The following is a 14936-nucleotide window of genomic DNA, read 5'->3' as shown; positions in this document are numbered from 1 at the left end:
TTGTCAGCGGTCCCTGTCGTCCCATCCCGTGAGGAACGATTGGACGACGGCATAAGCCAATGCGGCCTGTCGCGCGACATCCTCGCCCCGTGCTTCCTCGAATACCGCGACGGCGACGGAACCCGCGGCATCCGGCGAAGAAAAAGCGGTACGTAGGTAAGCGACTGCACGGGCCACCTCGGCATCGTCGGCATGCCGGGCGAGTCGGTCGGCGATGGCCGGCGGCCCCTCTCTCGCGTACGTCAACACGTAACAGAGGTCGTAAGCGTCCTTGGGGGCCTGACGGTCTTCGAAGGCGAGCGCCTTTAGCACGACGAAACCCGGAACATCGACCAGTCGAATACGGACCGGAAGCCGTCCACCCTGTAGCAGTTCTTCGTCGAGAGTCAGATTGATCGAAAACCACTCCGGGATGTGCGCCCCGGATATCGCATGAGCATGCAGCCCAGGTTGAAGGCGGACGCGAAATCCCGGCTCAGCGTCCATGGGCGGAGCGAGGAAATCCACGACGACACCATGGCCGTCGACGTCGACTTCAAAGCTGAATTGCAAGTCGTTCCCATCAGCGTCCTGTCGGTAGCGGTATCCGCGTTCATGCAGTCGGTCCGCCAGCGTCGCGTAGTCGTCGGAGCCAAAGACGTTCGAGTCCAGGAGTATATCGGCGTCCATCGTGCCCGCATGTCCCGGGGCTCCGCGAAGAGCAACATCCTCCAGGAGTCGGGGGACGGCCCCGCCAACCAGCACTGCATGCCGGGCCCGGCGTCCCATGGCGGCGAAGACATCGGCTATTACGCGTTGGGCTCGGCTCGCCACCTCGGGGCCGTAGATGGATCGTGTCTTCACGGCTCGCCACGCCCGACCAAGGTCTCACGCAGGCTATTCTCGAAGAGGCGCTCTGCGACATCGGGGTCGCGCCCTCGTCCGTTGGAGAGATCGATGAACAACTGGACGGGACTGACAACAGTCACCGTGTCGTACTCGCCGCAAAACTGGAAGACTCCTTCGTCGCCCGGTCTGACAAGGCGAACGGTTTCTCCGCGGTCCACGGGCAGGAGGCCGAGTGGCTCCGCAAGATCGCCGGGGTCGCGATCCACATAGATGTCCACCACGCGAGCGGGCGCGTACGGTTCGATGAACCGCGCCGCCGCCAAGCGAGACACGGCGTAGCGTACGCCGAGGCTCTCAAGTCTACTTGAGAGTCGTCGCGTGACTTCGTCAGGATCCGGGAGTCGCGATACGAACCTGCCGGCGTTGCGGAAAGCACTGTCCACGACGGCTGCCCACTGCCGCAGCAGCGCCTCACCATCAGCCAGGGTCACACGACGATCCTGGTCGCGTCGCACGTAAATATTGCGTTCAAGCGTCTTCAAGGTCTTCACCGACAGGCCCGCGCTCACGCCCACGCACTCGGCGAGTTCCGTGACGCCCCACCAACGTTGTGGCTCGGCAAGCAGGGCTCGTACGATTCGAGAGGCCTTTCCCCGGAAGGGATTCACGATTCTATCGTTTCGGTCTGGACTGTAGGCGCCTGGAGCTTGTTGGGCACCCTGAGCTACGATCAGAAGCCGGCCCGGAATGACGACGCGCACTTGCCCTCGAAGGTCGATGTAATCGACACCAGCTCGCTGAAGAAGGTCACGTGTACGTTCCGTCACGCGCGGGGCAACGAGTACGCAGCCATCCGCATCCAGGGCTGCTGCCGCTGCTTTGAGTCGAGCGGAGACCGGGGCCACGTCGCGTGGCCAGATGTTGGTCTTGGCCTCAATCAGAAGGCAGGCCTCGTCAGAATCCGACCGAAGCCGCCAGACCGCGTCAACGCCTTGCGCGCCTACCTGTGCTCCGCTCATCGACGAATCCAGTTGAAACCCGCTTGCCGAATCCAGGATCTTCCGCAAGCAGGCTTCTCCGGCGTCGAGCAGTTTGCCATCCGTCATGATTCACCAAATACGCCTTGTTCACCGTACAGTGAATCTTGGTTTGTTTGGTGAATCATGTCAAATTTGGAGGGGGGCCGATGGGGGAGGGCTGGCTGCCACGTAAAGGCGATATTTGGCCGCATATCGTCAGATTATGGCTGTTAGGGGTAATAAATGGCCTCTTGATCTTCCGTCCCAACCGGCGGCAGTATTGGGGAGATGACAGATGAGAACCTGACTTCCCGTGTGGTGCGCGTCGAAATAGGGCGTCGCCTTGCGAGGCTGCGCCTTGCGAGAAACGTGACGCAGCGGGCGCTGGCTGAAGACGCGGGCATAGGACTCCGCACGCTTCGACGTATCGAGGCCGGCCAGCCGAGCGGCTTGGACAGCCTGCTGCGCGTCGCGATTGCCCTGGGCCTGGGGGAGGATCTGCTGAACGCGGTGCCACCGTTGGAGGTCCGACCCATTGAGCGCGTGGACTCCGGTGGCAAGGAACGGCAGCGCGCGAGCCCCCGGAAGGACGCGTCCCCGAATGATCCATGGTCGTGGGCCGAAGATCCGAATGGTTGACGCCCGGGGAGGACCTGAGGTGACCGCTCAGGCCGAGGGGAGTTCCTTCTGCATCTCCTCGGCGGACATGAGGGAGAGGGCGCAGAAGGTGAGGGTCCCGTTCGCGCAGCCGCCGGAGACGAGGGTCGGCGCGCCCACCACGAAGAGGTTCTCGTGGTCGTGGGTGCGTCCCCAGCGGTCCACGACGCTCGTGTCCGGATCGTCGCCCATCCGGCAGCCGCCGCCCGGGTGTTCCCACAACTCGGACGGCCGCCCGATGCTCCTCATGGAGCCTCCGGCCGCCCGCGCCAGTTGCTCGAACCGTCCCGAGATCGTCTCGACCGTATGGTCCTGGAGGTCGATGCTCTCCTGCGCGGGGCGGTAGTCGATCCGGGGCATCGGGTCGCCCAGCTCGTTCGTCCTCCCGGCGTCCAGCGTGAGACGGCTGTCCCGGTCCGGGAGCAGGTCGTAGTAGGCCCGGACGCGTGCGCTGGACTCGGACTCCGTGCGGGCCCTCCAGTCGGCCATGATCTCGTCGCCCCACAGGAGCTGCCCATTTTCGCCCGTGAGCCTCGGGGCGCGGCCGACGTTCGACTCCCACAAGCGGAGGTCGTGACGCACGTAGCGATCCAGCGGTCCCGGACTGGCGAAGCGGCGGGAGAGAAGGCTGTTGTAGACGAACATGCCGGGATAGAGCCGCATCGGCAGGTTGATGAAGCCGCTGAGGTACCAGTGTCCCGTCATGTACCGTCCCACGTTGCCGGTGCGGTTCGCGAGGCCGTCCGGGAAACGGCTGTTCGCCGAGAGCAGCAGGAGGTGCGAACTCCAGGCGTGGCCGGCGGCGATCACGAACGTGCCCGCGCGGAACTCGACGGGCTCGTCGGGCGCGTCCCGGTCGACGGCTTCCGCGACCGCGATCCGGTCCGAACCCGGCTCGAGGCTCAGGCGCCGGACGAGGGTGCGTGTGACAAGGTCGATGCGTCCGGCCTCCAGCAACCGGTCGAAGGCGAAGTCGGGCGTGTACTTGGCTCCCGTCGGGCAAACGAAGCAGGTGTCGCAGCGGCGGCAGACATCCCGCCCCTGGTACGGCTCCGTGTTGCGCGCCCAGGGCTGTGTCCAGAAGGGGATGTCCGTCTTCTCCGTCCACTCCCGCATGCGTGCGAGGCTGTAGGAGAGCGGGAGCGGCGGCATGGGGTAGGGCTTCGAGCGGGGGTCGTACTCGGGTGGGCCCTGTTCGCCCGCCACGCCCATGCGCTCCTCCGCCTCCTGGAAGTACGGCTCGATGTCGTTGAAGGAGATGGGCCAGTCGGATGCGACCCCGTACAGCGACCGCAGGCGGAAGTCCTCCGGGGAAAAGCGCGGGACCGCGCCGCCCCAGTGCATCGCCGCGCCGCCCACGACCATGGAATTGTACATGGCGCCCGTGCCCGTCTGGCCACGGATATGGTCGTTGGGCCAGGGATTCTCGCCATAGGCCAGCATCCGTGCGCGGGTGTCGGACCGCTCATCGAGAGACGCCGTCCGCTCGCCGGCCTCGACCACGGTGATCGAGGCGCCGGTCCGCTCGGCGAGCCGCTCCGCGACCATGGCGGCCGTGATCCCGCCGCCGATGATGCAGACGTCGCTCTCCACGACGCGCCTGGTGGTCCGCCTGACTGCCCGGCTCACGGTGCGGCTCCCAGCGGTGCGGGTTCTTCTTCGGCCCCCTCGATCGAGCGGCAGAGCTCCCTCCGGATGGCCCGCCCGTAGCAGAGGTCCGTCGCGATCGCCGAGCCGAAGAAGTGGGCCAGCAGGGCCGCCGCCACATGGTCCGCGTTCTGGGGCGCCCCGAGGCCGGGCCCGGTGTCCGCGAGTGGCCGCGCGAGCAGTTCCCGGCGACCGGGCACTTCAAGGTCGGAGAGGGACACCCCGTGGCGGCTCTCACACTCCTTCTCGAGACCCTCGAGTTGCGCCGCCCACCCCGGCCGCGGGTCCGGGCCGGAATACCTGATCTCGGGGACGAGATACGGATGGCTCAGTTCGGCGACGGGCTCCAGAGCCTCGGACCAGCGCTCGAAAGCACGCACGGCCCGTTCGCGGCCGTCCTCGCCCAGTTCGTCCGGGAGGACGGCTTCGGCGACGCCGCGCAGCGTCGCGGCAGGGAGAGGGACCGGGGTGGTGCCATCGGTGCGAGAGAGCGCGTCTCCCTCGGTCTCGGCAGCTCGCTCGCCGGGAGCGCAGCCGGTCAGGGAAACGGCGGCCACCGTCGCGGCAGACTGCTTCAGGAACGTCCTGCGAGATTCCGCCATGACCACCGGCCTTCCAGGAGTTGGGCTACGTGACTCTCAAAGGAGCGTAGATGCCAGCCTTCAAGCGTCGCAACTCCCAGCAACCTCGACCGAGAGCGGGGCGGCTGCGAAACTGGCGAGCGGAGCGCGGGCACCCCATCCTTCAACCTGCGGGACCCCCCGTATCCCGCCGTATCGAGGGGCCGTAGCTCAGTTGGGAGAGCGCCTGCTTTGCAAGCAGGAGGTCGTCGGTTCGAATCCGATCGGCTCCATCCCCTCAGCAGCCCCACCGCCGGGAGGCGGTCGGATCGTTCAGCGGGCCTCGATGAAGAGGTTTGCGATCTTAGATCACGTTTCCGAACACGAGTGCGCCGCCCTGCGGATAGCCGATGTCCGCGATGTTCGCGGCGACGGCGACGGCCAGCCCATCGTCCGGGTAGATGATGAGCAGCGCGTTCCCGCCGATCGCGCCGCCCGCGTGTCCGACCGCTCGGCGACCGCCCGCCCGCGAGGGCGGCATGAGGCGCCAGCCGATTCCCACGCCGATTTCCTCGCCGGCGAGCGTGCGCTGAGACGTCCACACCAGGTCCAGCGTTTCCCGGCTGAACAGTCCCGGCTCAACGTGGGCGTGGGCGAAGCGGAGCAGGTCCTCCGTCGTGGAGAGAAAACCGCCCCCGGCCCACTTGTGGGAGTTGTCGATGTAGCGCGCGTTGATGAGGCGACCGTCCGGCGTGCGGTCATAGGGGCGCGCGCGGTTCACGACCAGGCTGTCGGTGTGGTCTCCGCCAGTGTGAAGCATCCCGAGCGGCCGGAACACCTCCTCGTCGAGGTACTGCAGGAATCCGCGTCCCGAGGCACTCGCGATGACCGCGCTCATGAGGTTGAAGCCGTAGCTCGAATAGGACCATTCGGTTCCGGGCGTCGCGACGAGCGGGTCGTCTCGGAAGATGTCCAGCGCCTCGAACACCGTCTCGTAGCGCCGCGTCAGGAAGTACTCGGCCTCGATGTCCACGTAGTGCCGGATTCCCGCCAGATGTCCGGCGAGAAGCCGCGTCGTGATCTCCCCCTCGGGCTTGCGCGGGAAGGAGGGGACGTATTCCTGCACGGGCGCGTCCAGGTCGAGTTCGCCCCGCTGGTGAAGGAGCGCGGCGCCGGCCGCGGTCAGGATCTTGGAGACGCTCCCGATCCGATAACGGGTCTGCGGCGTCGCGGGGCTCCGAAGCTCGAGGTCCGCGTAGCCCATCCCCTCGGACCACACGACGCGGCGGTCCACCGAAACCGAGATGGAAAGCCCCGGGATCGACATCGCCTGCCGAAGCGAGTCGAGCTTCCCGCGGGAGGTCGCGATGACCTCGGCCCACCGGCCCTGGTCCGTCCGCGCGAGGGGCAACTCCTGCGCCGCGACCTCGACCACGGTCGCCTGGGCCAGCGCCGCGACCGCGCCGACCACCAATCCCGCGTAGACCCCGCTCAACCCCCTTCGACGCATTCCGCTATCCGGCCGCCTCGGCGTAGGCCTTCACGGCATCGAGGTCCGCAGCGATCGCTTTGGCGATCACTCTCTTCATGAGCGGCGTGGTGAGTCTGGCGACAAACTTGTGGGGCCTCGCCTCCATCACCATGACCAGCCGCGTCCCGCGGCCATCCGGGTCCGGCTCGACGGTGAAGATTGTGTCCCAGATCGTGCCGCCCGCGTCGGACACGAAGCGAACACGCTCGTCCCGCACGTATTCGGTCACCTCCAACTCGGTGGTCGCCCTTCTGCTCCCCATGAGGCGCGTCTCCCGGAAGCGGGCGCCGACGCCCGTCCTTTCCTCGGACAGGAACTCCACGTGCTCGATGTGCGGCACGGCTTTGGAAAAGTTGGCGATGTCGGCGACGGTCGAAAAAACGACTCCGAGCGGAGCGTCGACGGTAAGGCTGAGTTCGGTGCGCGTCATGGCATCCCTCTGCTTGCTTGCTTCGGGCCTACGTCATAGGTATCGGCGCCGCTCATCATACCTGTCTCTCCAGCCGACGAGCCACCTTGCGATGACCGCCTACTTTACCCCCGACACCTTCAGCTTCCTGAGCGAGTTGGCCGCCAACAACAACCGCGAGTGGTTTCTCGCCAACAAGTCGCGGTACGAGGCGGACGTCAAGGAGCCGGCGCTCCGCTTCATCTCCGATTTCTCCATGCCCCTCGAGGAGATCAGCCCCCACTTTCGCGCGGACCCGAGGGCGAACGGCGGCTCGCTCTTCAGGATCTACCGCGACACCCGCTTCTCGCGGGACAAGAGCCCGTACAAGACCCACACCGGCATCCAGTTCCGGCACGAGGCGGGCAAGGACGCCCACGCTCCCGGCTTCTACCTGCACATCCAGCCGGGGCATTGCTTCGTGGGCTGCGGCTCCTGGCGCCCCGGCGGGCCGGCACTCCGGAAGATCCGCGAGTCCATCGACGAGGATCCGCAAGCCTGGAAGCGGGCGTCGCGCGACGCCGATTTTCGCGGGACCTTCGAACTCTCGGGCGACTCGCTCGTCCGGGCCCCGCAGGGCTTCAGCGTAGACCATCCGTTGATCGAGGATCTCCGGCGCAAGGACTTCATCGCCGTGGTGCAACTCGGCGAAGACGACCTGATGTCGGACGACTTCCTCGACCGGTTCACCGCCCTGTGCCGCACCGCCGCCCCGTTCCAGCGCTGGCTGTGCCGGGCGACCGGCGTCTCGTACTGAAGCTTCAGGGGATCGTCGGGTTCGGGTACAGGGGGACTCTCGTCAGCCCCGGGATCCCGAATGAGCGCGACACGCCGATCACGATCTCGACGTTGGCATTCCCCTCGTCCCATTCGTCGAGCCTCGTGGCGAGGCCGAAGTCGAGGACGCTCCAGTTGCTGACCTGGAAGCGAGTCCCGATCTCGGCCCAGACCCGCGCTCGCCCGGCCGAAACCGGCGCCTCCACGTAGAGGTCGGCCAGGATCGCGCGGCTGAACAGTCCCAGGGGGTAGTCCGCGCCGAGGCCGAAGCGCCAGTAGTCGCCGCCGTCGGCCTCGCCGGCGATCCGGTAGCCGCCGTTACCGTGCAGACGGAGTCGACCCAGGGAGCGCGTGGCGATTCCCATCACGCCGAACTGCCAGTCGTCGTGGCCGATGGCGCCGGCGCCCGGCGTGCTCGCGTCGAGGCGCACGGCGACGGCGGGGAGCGAGACCGTCTCGCGGGCCAGTCCGTACAGGAGGTGCGCGGATGCGGCCTCGATCCCGCCGCCCGTCCTGTCCGCAGACGGGCGTTCGACGCCGCCCTCGATCTCGACCCCCATCTGTCCGTTGCGGAACAGCCCCGTCTTGAACTCGAGCAGACCGAGCAAGCCGCGGTCGCCCTCTCCCAGAGAGCCGCGAAGCCCACTCTGGAACTCCCACTCCCGGAACTTGATCGGGTGCGCATCCTCGATGCGTGTCGGGCGGTCGAGTTCGGCGGCGCGAAAGTCCTCTTGAGCGGCGACCGGCGCGGGAAGGACGGCGGCTCCCAGCCACAGCGCGATCGTCGCCGGGACGCCCCACCTGGCGGTCGCCGCGACACTCCTTGCGATGGCCCTCACCGGACACCTCCCCCCGAGACGCCGGCTGGCCGGCCCGATCGGGGTGCGGGAAGGGGTCGCATGAAGTCGCCCATCGGAGCCATTCGCGCCTCGGGGTGCCCCTGCGGCAGCCACCGTCCCGTCGGGAGTTCGGTCGGGACCCGCATCGCTCCGTCGCTCATGCGATGGTCCCCGCCCATCGGCATCCCGGGCGCTTCGACGGTGTCCTGGCCCGCGTAGACCATCTGCCCCCGCAGGCGCTCGATCTCCGCCGCCTTCTCCGACAGGGAGTAGGAAGGCTCGGCCATGATGTCGTTCACCACATCGTGCATCATGTGGAGGTTGTCGAAGATGTGCGCGGCGGCCGGGAACAGGCGCGAGAAACGCGGCGCGACCTCGGCCGTGAGCGGCATGACGTGCGGAAGCTCCAGGAGGACGGAGTCCGTGAAAACGTCGATCACCCGGTCGAGTTCCACGCGCCGTCGAGCCGGGTCGGTCTCCATCAGCGCCTCGTACACGGCCGCGTGATGCCAGTGGTAGGCCCACAGAATCCCGTTGATGTCGGGGTACGCGACGTGGAAGTTACCGGCCCACTCGCCGCCCCCCTCCATGAAGCGGTGTCCGTAACCGCGTGTGGAGAACGCCGCTTCCGTCTCCGACAGGTAGTAGGCGATGGCCCGCTCTCCGGCCGTTCGTTTATCGGTGATCCGGTCGTCCGTGAGGATGTCGTAGAGCTGGGAGTGCAGCATGTGCGCCCAGTCCATCGACTGGGCGGTTTCGAACGCGAGCCGCGTCCAGCGGGGCGCGATGATCTCCGCGGGCGGCTCGAACCTGGGCGGATCCGCGACGTACGCCCGGACCCGAGTCTCGAACTCGGACATCCGCGCGGGCGTGTCCTGCCCCGGGCTCATCAGGATCTCGTAGGCGGCGAAGTGGGTGAAGTGCGCGGCGTAAAACGATCGAGCCGCCTCTTCGTGCGTGTCGTAGAACGCAAAATTGTATGGCGCGGCGAGGCGATAGACGTCGTTGCGCTGAGCCGATCCGCAGGCGGCTGCGGCGAACGCGACGAACCCGATGATGCCCGCGGGACGCCGGGCAAGATGTGTGGATGGCATGGCATGCCCCTCGTCTGAACGATGACACTCCGCCTCGGCCCGCCATCGCAGCGGCGGTCGAGGCGCTTGTTGGACTACGTCCGTTCAGGCGGTTCTTGGAGGGGGCGTGTCCGGAGAGGCGCGCGAAGGAATCGGGGCCACGCTGCCCTGAAGCGCGGGATCCCATGCCTGCGAGAAGGAGCGGAAGCCGGCCCCGGTCTCCGCGAGCGACGCCAGCAGCACGACCGTGCACGCCATAAGTGCGTGGCAGTCTCCCGGCGTTCCTGCCTCGTCACCCCCGGCGGGGGTCAACGCCGCGGCGGTCGCATGGTGGTGCGACGGGTGCTCGTGGGAACCCACCTCGCAGAGCGGGGCGCGCGCGTACGGCAGGACGACCGCGATCAGAAGCAAGGAGATGGCAAACCGGCGCATGGCCGCAGTCTACCGGACCGTCGTCGCCGTGTCGATGCCCGGGAACGCGGATCAGCCGACGCTAGCGCGCCGGCATGAAGAAGGCGTCGTTGTCGGTGATGACGGGGCCGCGGCCGATGTAGCGCGTCAGGTCCCCCTCGGCCATCGCCACATAGCCCGCGATGGCCTCCGGGGGTCCGAGATCCCGGACGACGGTCGGGTTGGCGGCCGCCCGCGCGAGCACCGACTGCATCACGACGGACGACATCGGTTCCCGCGTAGCGACGACGTAGCTGTGGGTCGATCCGGTGGACCAGAGCACCATGTTGGGGAAGACGTCCCAGACGGTCCGCAGGATGTCGCGATAGTCGTCTTCTCGGACGCCGTGGATCGGGATCCACTGCATGAAGACGCCGTCCTCGGCGAGCCGGCTCTCGATCAACCGGTAGAACTCGCTCGTGAACAGCGCCCACGAACTCGCGTTGGCCGGGTGCGTCGCGTCGACCGAGATGATGTCGTACGACGCCTCCGTCCGGAGGAGGAAATTCCGCCCATCTTCGACGTGCAGCCGCAGCCGGTCGCTGTCGAGGACGTCGTAGTTCTCCTCGGAGTAGACGGCGGCCGCCTCCATCATCTCGGGAGAGAGGTCCACCGCGTCGATGACGGGGATGTCGTGCGTGTTCATCGTCCCGGTGGCGATCCCGTTGCCGAAGCTCAGGACCAGGGCGTTGCGGGCGCCGGGCCGGAGCAGCGGCGGGAGGTGTCCGAGCAGTCTGAACGCCGACATGCTCGCGCGGTCCGTCGGCACTTCGTCGCGGCCGTTGACGAAGGAGATCTTGTAGTTGTCCTCCGGGACCTCGAGCACGGCGACCGTGGTTTCCACGCCCTCCTTGTAGAAGATGAGCCGGTCGACCTCCGTGTAGTACGAGCCGAGATAGAAGCCGGTGGGGAGGGCCGCGACGGCCAGGACCGTGGCCACCACCGCGCCCGCCGGCGCGAAGCGCAGCGCCCGCCGGCCGCCGCGGTCGAAGCGCAGCGCCGCGGCTCCGAGCGCGAGGTTCAGCACCGCCAGCGCCACCGTCGTGTTGCGGAGTCCGAGGACGGGCACGAGCACGAACCCCGCGCCGAGCGAGCCGGCAATGGCTCCCAGCGTATTGAACGCATTCACGCGGCCGATGCGAAGCCCCACGGCCTCCGCCCGCTCGCGCGTGTACAGGCTGCCCACGACGGGGAACAGCACCCCGAGAAGGACGGAGGGAGGAAAGAGCGTGACGAACGCGATGAGGAACTCGTACGCGACGGTGTAGCCGCCGAACCAGTCGTCGAGGTGGAGCGCGGGAAGTCGCGCGAAGGCGTGGAGGATGAGGACGGCCAGCAGTCCGATCGCGAGCTGGATCGCCCCGAAGTGTCTCAGCGTCGCCCGTCTCCGCCGCAGGACCCAGCTCCCGCCGGCGCCCCCGAGCGCGAGCCCGGCAAGGAAGACCGTCAGCATGAGCGAGAACGAGTACGCCGCGTGCGAGGAGTGGATGTAGAGAATCCGTGCCCACACCACCTCGTAGCCGAGCGCGATGAAGCCGGAGATGGCGTACGCGATCGCCACGTAGCGCAGCGCTCCGGCCGAGATCGGGAGCGCGTCCTTGGCGGGTCCGGCGGCTGGCCCGGCACCGACCGCCGCATCCGTCGCGACACCGCCGGCCTCGCTCGCCGCACCGCCCGCCCGCGGAGCCCGGGCCACCCGCATGAGCGCGAGCGCCCCTGCCCCGACGAACAGGTTGATCGCCGCGCCGAGGAAGATGGTCTCCCGCGCCCCCAGGTACCGGAGGAAGACGAGTCCCGTGAGGACGCAGCCCAGCGCGGCGCCCGCCGTGTTCACGAGATAGAGCCGCCCCACGTCGCTCCCGACGCGTCCGCCGTGCGTCGCGTAGATCCGGCTCATGACGGGCAGCGTGGCCCCGATGAGGAAGGTCGTCGGCGTGAGCACGGCCAGCGAGAGGACGAGCCGGCCCAGCGTGAGCCAGAAGCCGCCGGCCGGGAGGGCGTTGCTGAGTCCCGGGTAGAGCGTGTGCAGGGCCCCGAGCAGGAAGGGCGACAGCGTGGCGAGGGCCGCGATCCCCACTTCGAGTGCCGCGTACGTGCGCAGGGGCCGCGCGTGCGCGTCGATCCGCCTGCCCATCGCGTAGCTGCCCAGCGCGAGCCCGATCATGTAGGCCCCGATGACCGTGCTGTAGGCGTAGACGCTGACCCCGAACGTGAAGACGGACTGCCGCACCCAGGCGATCTGGTAGATCAGCCCGCTGACCCCCGACAGAAAGAAAAGGGCCAGCAGCGCGGTCCGCCTTACACGGCTATCGGACGTCATCGGTTGGGGCATCCAGGTCGGTGGGCTCGTTCTGGACGGGAGATGAGGTGTCGGCCGGCGGCAACGTAGTCTGCGCGCCGGGGAGTCGATAGCCCGACTCGGTTCGTTGTACCGCCCTGACGGCGGGGGCTTCCGACCGTCTGGCCGCACCCGGACGCGGGCCACAGGTTTCGCAGGTGCCGACCACCCGATGACCCCCCGCCGACTCGAGGAGCGTCCGATGCGAACGAGAGCGATGACCCTTCGGACCGCGGTGCTGGCCGCGGCTATCGTCCCCTTCACCCCTTCCCCCGCGCACGGCGCCGCCCCCGCGATGGCCGCCGTCCACACCCCGGCGGCCCAGGAAGTGACCGCGATCCGGGCCGGCCGGCTGATCGACGGCACGGGTCAGCCGGCGCGCGAAGACCAGGTCATCATCGTGCGCGGCGAGCGGATCGAAGCCGTGGGCGACGCGGCCGCCGTCGCGGTCCCGGCCGGCGCGCGGGTCGTCGATCTGAGCGGACACACCGTGATGCCCGGGATCGTCGACGCGCACGCACACCTCTCGATCCGGCCGGACATTCGCACGCTCCGGGGCCAGTTGGAAGGAATGGAGCAGCACGACGCGATGCAGATGGCGCGCATCATCCGGAACATCCGGGTTCAGCTCATGTCCGGCGTCACGAGCGTCTACGTCGTCGGCGAGGTCCACTACAACGACATCCAGGCCTCACAGGCTGTGGAGGAGGGGATCGTTCCCGGCCCCCGGATCTATCCCAGCGGGAACTTCATCTCGACCACCGCCGGCCACGGCCCGGCGGAGTACCGGACGACGAACGGACCGTGGGAGATGCGCACATTCGTCCGGCAGAACTACGAGATGGGCGCGCACCACATGAAACTCACGATCACCGACCGCGCGCGGGTGGGTCCCAACAACGGCACCCCGTACGCTCCGGGGGAGAGCAACTACACGAAGGAAGAGATCGACGCGGCCGTGAACGAACTGCACCGGCTCGGGATCGAGGCCACGGCGCACGCGAACGGAGAGTCCATCCGCCTGGCGGTCGAGGCGGGCGTCAACTCGATCCAGCACGGAGGGAACCTCAACGAAGAGTTGATGGACCTCATGGCGAGCCGCGATGTCGGGTTCGTGAACACGTACACCATCGGCTTCCAGAGCGTCTTCAACGAGTGGGGCTTCCTCGACAACGAGGCGGGCGACATCCGCGACTGGCTCGAGCGCGGACGCCACGTGCACGAGCGGGCCCTCGAAGAGAACCCGGGACGGGCGCAGCGGCGCCTGGACCGCCTCGGACAGCTCCGGCGCTCGAAGGAGAAGGGCGTCAAGGTCGGCATCGGGACGGACAGCATGCACGGGTACATGTTGCTGGAGATGGAGAACCTCGTCGCCGCGGGGTTCACGCCGCTCGAAGCGATCACCGCGGCCACGGGGCTGAACGCCGAGATCGTGGGCATCGAGGATGAAGTGGGGACGGTCGAGGTAGGCCGCTTTGCCGACATCATCGCGATCGACGGCCGGCCCGACGAGAACATCCGCGACATGGGAAACGTGGCGTTCATCATGGTCGGCGGCCGCGACCAGTCCGCCCTCAGTTTCCGGTAACGGCGCCTACGAGGGGGTAACGGCGCCTACCAGGGACGCGACGCTTCGTCGTGGACCGTGGTGGGCAGGCTGTAGGACTGCTCGAAGTCTCCCACGTTGGAGATGTCGAGCATCTCCATGTAGTCGTACCCCGAGTCGAGTTTGTGGAATCCCGGAATCCGCTCGAGTGCCACCCTCCTCAGCCGGTGCTTCAGCCACAGCAGCGGAACCTGTCGGACCCTCTTGGATGGGGGGAACAGGAACTGATCGGCGAGTTCGTCTCCGACCAGTTCCCGGCACACCTGGTAGATGAACGTGGCGAAGGGCCGCCGTTCCTTCGGGTCCTTCACGCCCAGCAGGAGCGGAGCGCTGTTGACGATGCTGTTTGCCATGATGATGGCATCGTCGTCCGGGGGGGGCTCGCACAACATCCCGATCTCGAATCTGCGGCGCGCGTCGTCGTAGTCCTCGAAGAGAATCGCCTCCGGGACGCCCATGATCCACGCGGTATACCTCCACACGTGGACGTAGCCCTCCCACTCCATGTCGCTGAACTTGGCGCCGAGGCGCCTGGCGTGCTGGAGGAGACGTGCGGAGAACGTGGTCGAAGCGAGCAGGATATTGGCAGCACTGATCGGCAGGCCGTGTGCCGCCGCATCCCATTCGTCGGAATCCTTGAGCAGCATCCTCGACTGCGCATGCACCAGTCGGATCCGAAGCGTCAGTCGCCACCCATCTCCGCCCGGCTCCATCCCGCCGGGGAGATATTGATCGGCCAGGTGCAGCAGGTTCTGCCGGAGGCGGCGAACGCCGTTCTGCGTGATGCGGCCCCGAATCCGGAAAGACTTGCTGATCAGCGTCGAGAAGCCTTCCACGATCGCGGCTCCGGCCAGGGCTGCCGGAATGATGTTCGAATTGCGGATGAAGCCGCGCGTGGCCGCCTGCGCCAGCTTCGGATCGTACCAGTCCGGAATGACGGATACCTCGCTCACCAACTCCCTGAGAGAGTCGGGCAGGCCGTCCGGCAACTGAAGCGGATCCCGCAGGGCCGAAGCGATGAGCGGGTGCACCTCGTGGGGGGAAAACATGGCCGCGAGATCCTCGACGACGCGATCGGCAAGGGGATCGCCGATGGTCGTATGGCGGATGAAATCGTCCGCCATACGGGCGTCGACAGCCCGCGCCGCCTCGTACCCGTCAGC

The 14936-nt window shown here is 67.5% G+C and carries 14 protein-coding genes and 1 tRNA gene; 4 read left to right on the top strand and 11 right to left on the bottom strand.

Features of this window, described 5'->3' with window-relative positions:
• Positions 1–3: 3 nt before the first annotated feature.
• Both ACOGI9_RS11375 and ACOGI9_RS11370 read right to left on the bottom strand, forming a co-directional pair.
• On the bottom strand, positions 4–843 hold the full coding sequence (locus tag ACOGI9_RS11375; RefSeq protein WP_419857237.1) for a nucleotidyl transferase AbiEii/AbiGii toxin family protein: 840 nt from the start codon (positions 841–843) through the stop codon (positions 4–6).
• Positions 840–1934: a hypothetical protein gene (locus tag ACOGI9_RS11370; protein WP_419857236.1), complete on the bottom strand. Its 1095-nt coding sequence runs from the start codon at positions 1932–1934 to the stop codon at positions 840–842. Before ACOGI9_RS11370 ends, ACOGI9_RS11375 begins: the two co-directional genes overlap by 4 nt.
• Positions 1935–2135: 201 nt before the next feature.
• Here ACOGI9_RS11370 and ACOGI9_RS11365 point away from each other — a divergent pair, with 201 nt between their 5' ends.
• Positions 2136–2486 (top strand): helix-turn-helix domain-containing protein, encoded by a 351-nt coding sequence (locus ACOGI9_RS11365; protein ID WP_419857235.1) that lies wholly within the window; start codon positions 2136–2138, stop codon positions 2484–2486.
• Positions 2487–2513: 27 nt separating this feature from the next.
• Here the strand turns inward: ACOGI9_RS11365 and ACOGI9_RS11360 are convergent, their stop codons facing one another.
• Together ACOGI9_RS11360 and ACOGI9_RS11355 are read right to left on the bottom strand one after the other, a co-directional pair.
• Complete coding sequence (locus ACOGI9_RS11360; protein ID WP_419857234.1) at positions 2514–4133, bottom strand: FAD-dependent oxidoreductase; 1620 nt, start codon at positions 4131–4133, stop codon at positions 2514–2516.
• Complete coding sequence (locus tag ACOGI9_RS11355; protein ID WP_419857233.1) at positions 4130–4753, bottom strand: twin-arginine translocation signal domain-containing protein; 624 nt, start codon at positions 4751–4753, stop codon at positions 4130–4132. The genes ACOGI9_RS11360 and ACOGI9_RS11355 overlap by 4 nt, the downstream gene beginning before the upstream one ends.
• Before the next feature lie 178 nt (positions 4754–4931).
• Here ACOGI9_RS11355 and ACOGI9_RS11350 point away from each other — a divergent pair.
• Positions 4932–5004 (top strand) — tRNA-Ala (locus tag ACOGI9_RS11350).
• Between the two features lie 71 nt (positions 5005–5075).
• Here the strand turns inward: ACOGI9_RS11350 and ACOGI9_RS11345 are convergent.
• Positions 5076–6221 (bottom strand): serine hydrolase domain-containing protein, encoded by a 1146-nt coding sequence (locus ACOGI9_RS11345; protein WP_419857232.1) that lies wholly within the window; start codon positions 6219–6221, stop codon positions 5076–5078.
• Between the two features lie 4 nt (positions 6222–6225).
• A complete protein-coding gene (locus tag ACOGI9_RS11340; RefSeq protein ID WP_419857231.1) occupies positions 6226–6672 on the bottom strand; it encodes an SRPBCC family protein in 447 nt (148 codons plus the stop codon).
• Positions 6673–6763: 91 nt separating this feature from the next.
• Between ACOGI9_RS11340 and ACOGI9_RS11335 the strand changes: the two genes are divergently transcribed.
• Positions 6764–7447, top strand: coding sequence for a DUF2461 domain-containing protein (locus tag ACOGI9_RS11335; RefSeq protein WP_419857230.1), 684 nt, complete (start codon positions 6764–6766; stop codon positions 7445–7447).
• A 4-nt stretch (positions 7448–7451) separates the two neighbouring features.
• On the opposite strand, the gene ACOGI9_RS11330 is transcribed toward ACOGI9_RS11335, so the two are convergent.
• The 4 genes from ACOGI9_RS11330 to ACOGI9_RS11315 all read right to left on the bottom strand — a co-directional run bounded on the left by ACOGI9_RS11330 (position 7452) and on the right by ACOGI9_RS11315 (position 12149).
• Entirely contained in the window at positions 7452–8306 is an 855-nt protein-coding gene (locus ACOGI9_RS11330; RefSeq protein ID WP_419857229.1) for a hypothetical protein, read from the bottom strand.
• Positions 8303–9400 carry a hypothetical protein gene (locus ACOGI9_RS11325; RefSeq protein WP_419857228.1) on the bottom strand — a complete coding sequence of 366 codons (1098 nt, stop codon included), beginning with the start codon at positions 9398–9400 and terminating at the stop codon, positions 8303–8305. Before ACOGI9_RS11325 ends, ACOGI9_RS11330 begins: the two co-directional genes overlap by 4 nt.
• 84 nt (positions 9401–9484) lie before the next feature.
• The gene (locus tag ACOGI9_RS11320) at positions 9485–9790 is read right to left on the bottom strand and encodes a hypothetical protein (protein ID WP_419857227.1); all 306 of its coding nucleotides are present in this window, start codon (positions 9788–9790) and stop codon (positions 9485–9487) included.
• A gap of 82 nt (positions 9791–9872) precedes the next feature.
• Entirely contained in the window at positions 9873–12149 is a 2277-nt protein-coding gene (locus ACOGI9_RS11315) for a fused MFS/spermidine synthase (RefSeq protein ID WP_419857226.1), read from the bottom strand.
• Between the two features lie 220 nt (positions 12150–12369).
• On the opposite strand from ACOGI9_RS11315, the gene ACOGI9_RS11310 reads away from it, so the two are divergent.
• Complete coding sequence (locus tag ACOGI9_RS11310; RefSeq protein ID WP_419857225.1) at positions 12370–13755, top strand: amidohydrolase family protein; 1386 nt, start codon at positions 12370–12372, stop codon at positions 13753–13755.
• Between the two features lie 26 nt (positions 13756–13781).
• On the opposite strand, the gene ACOGI9_RS11305 is transcribed toward ACOGI9_RS11310, so the two are convergent.
• A complete protein-coding gene (locus tag ACOGI9_RS11305; protein ID WP_419857224.1) occupies positions 13782–14897 on the bottom strand; it encodes an oxygenase MpaB family protein in 1116 nt (371 codons plus the stop codon).
• Between the last annotated feature and the right edge of the window lie 39 nt (positions 14898–14936).

Origin of the sequence: Candidatus Palauibacter irciniicola, from assembly GCF_965208695.1 — a bacterium.
Taxonomy (GTDB): domain Bacteria; phylum Gemmatimonadota; class Gemmatimonadetes; order Palauibacterales; family Palauibacteraceae; genus Palauibacter; species Palauibacter irciniicola.
This window is presented reverse-complemented; position numbering and strand designations above follow the sequence as displayed.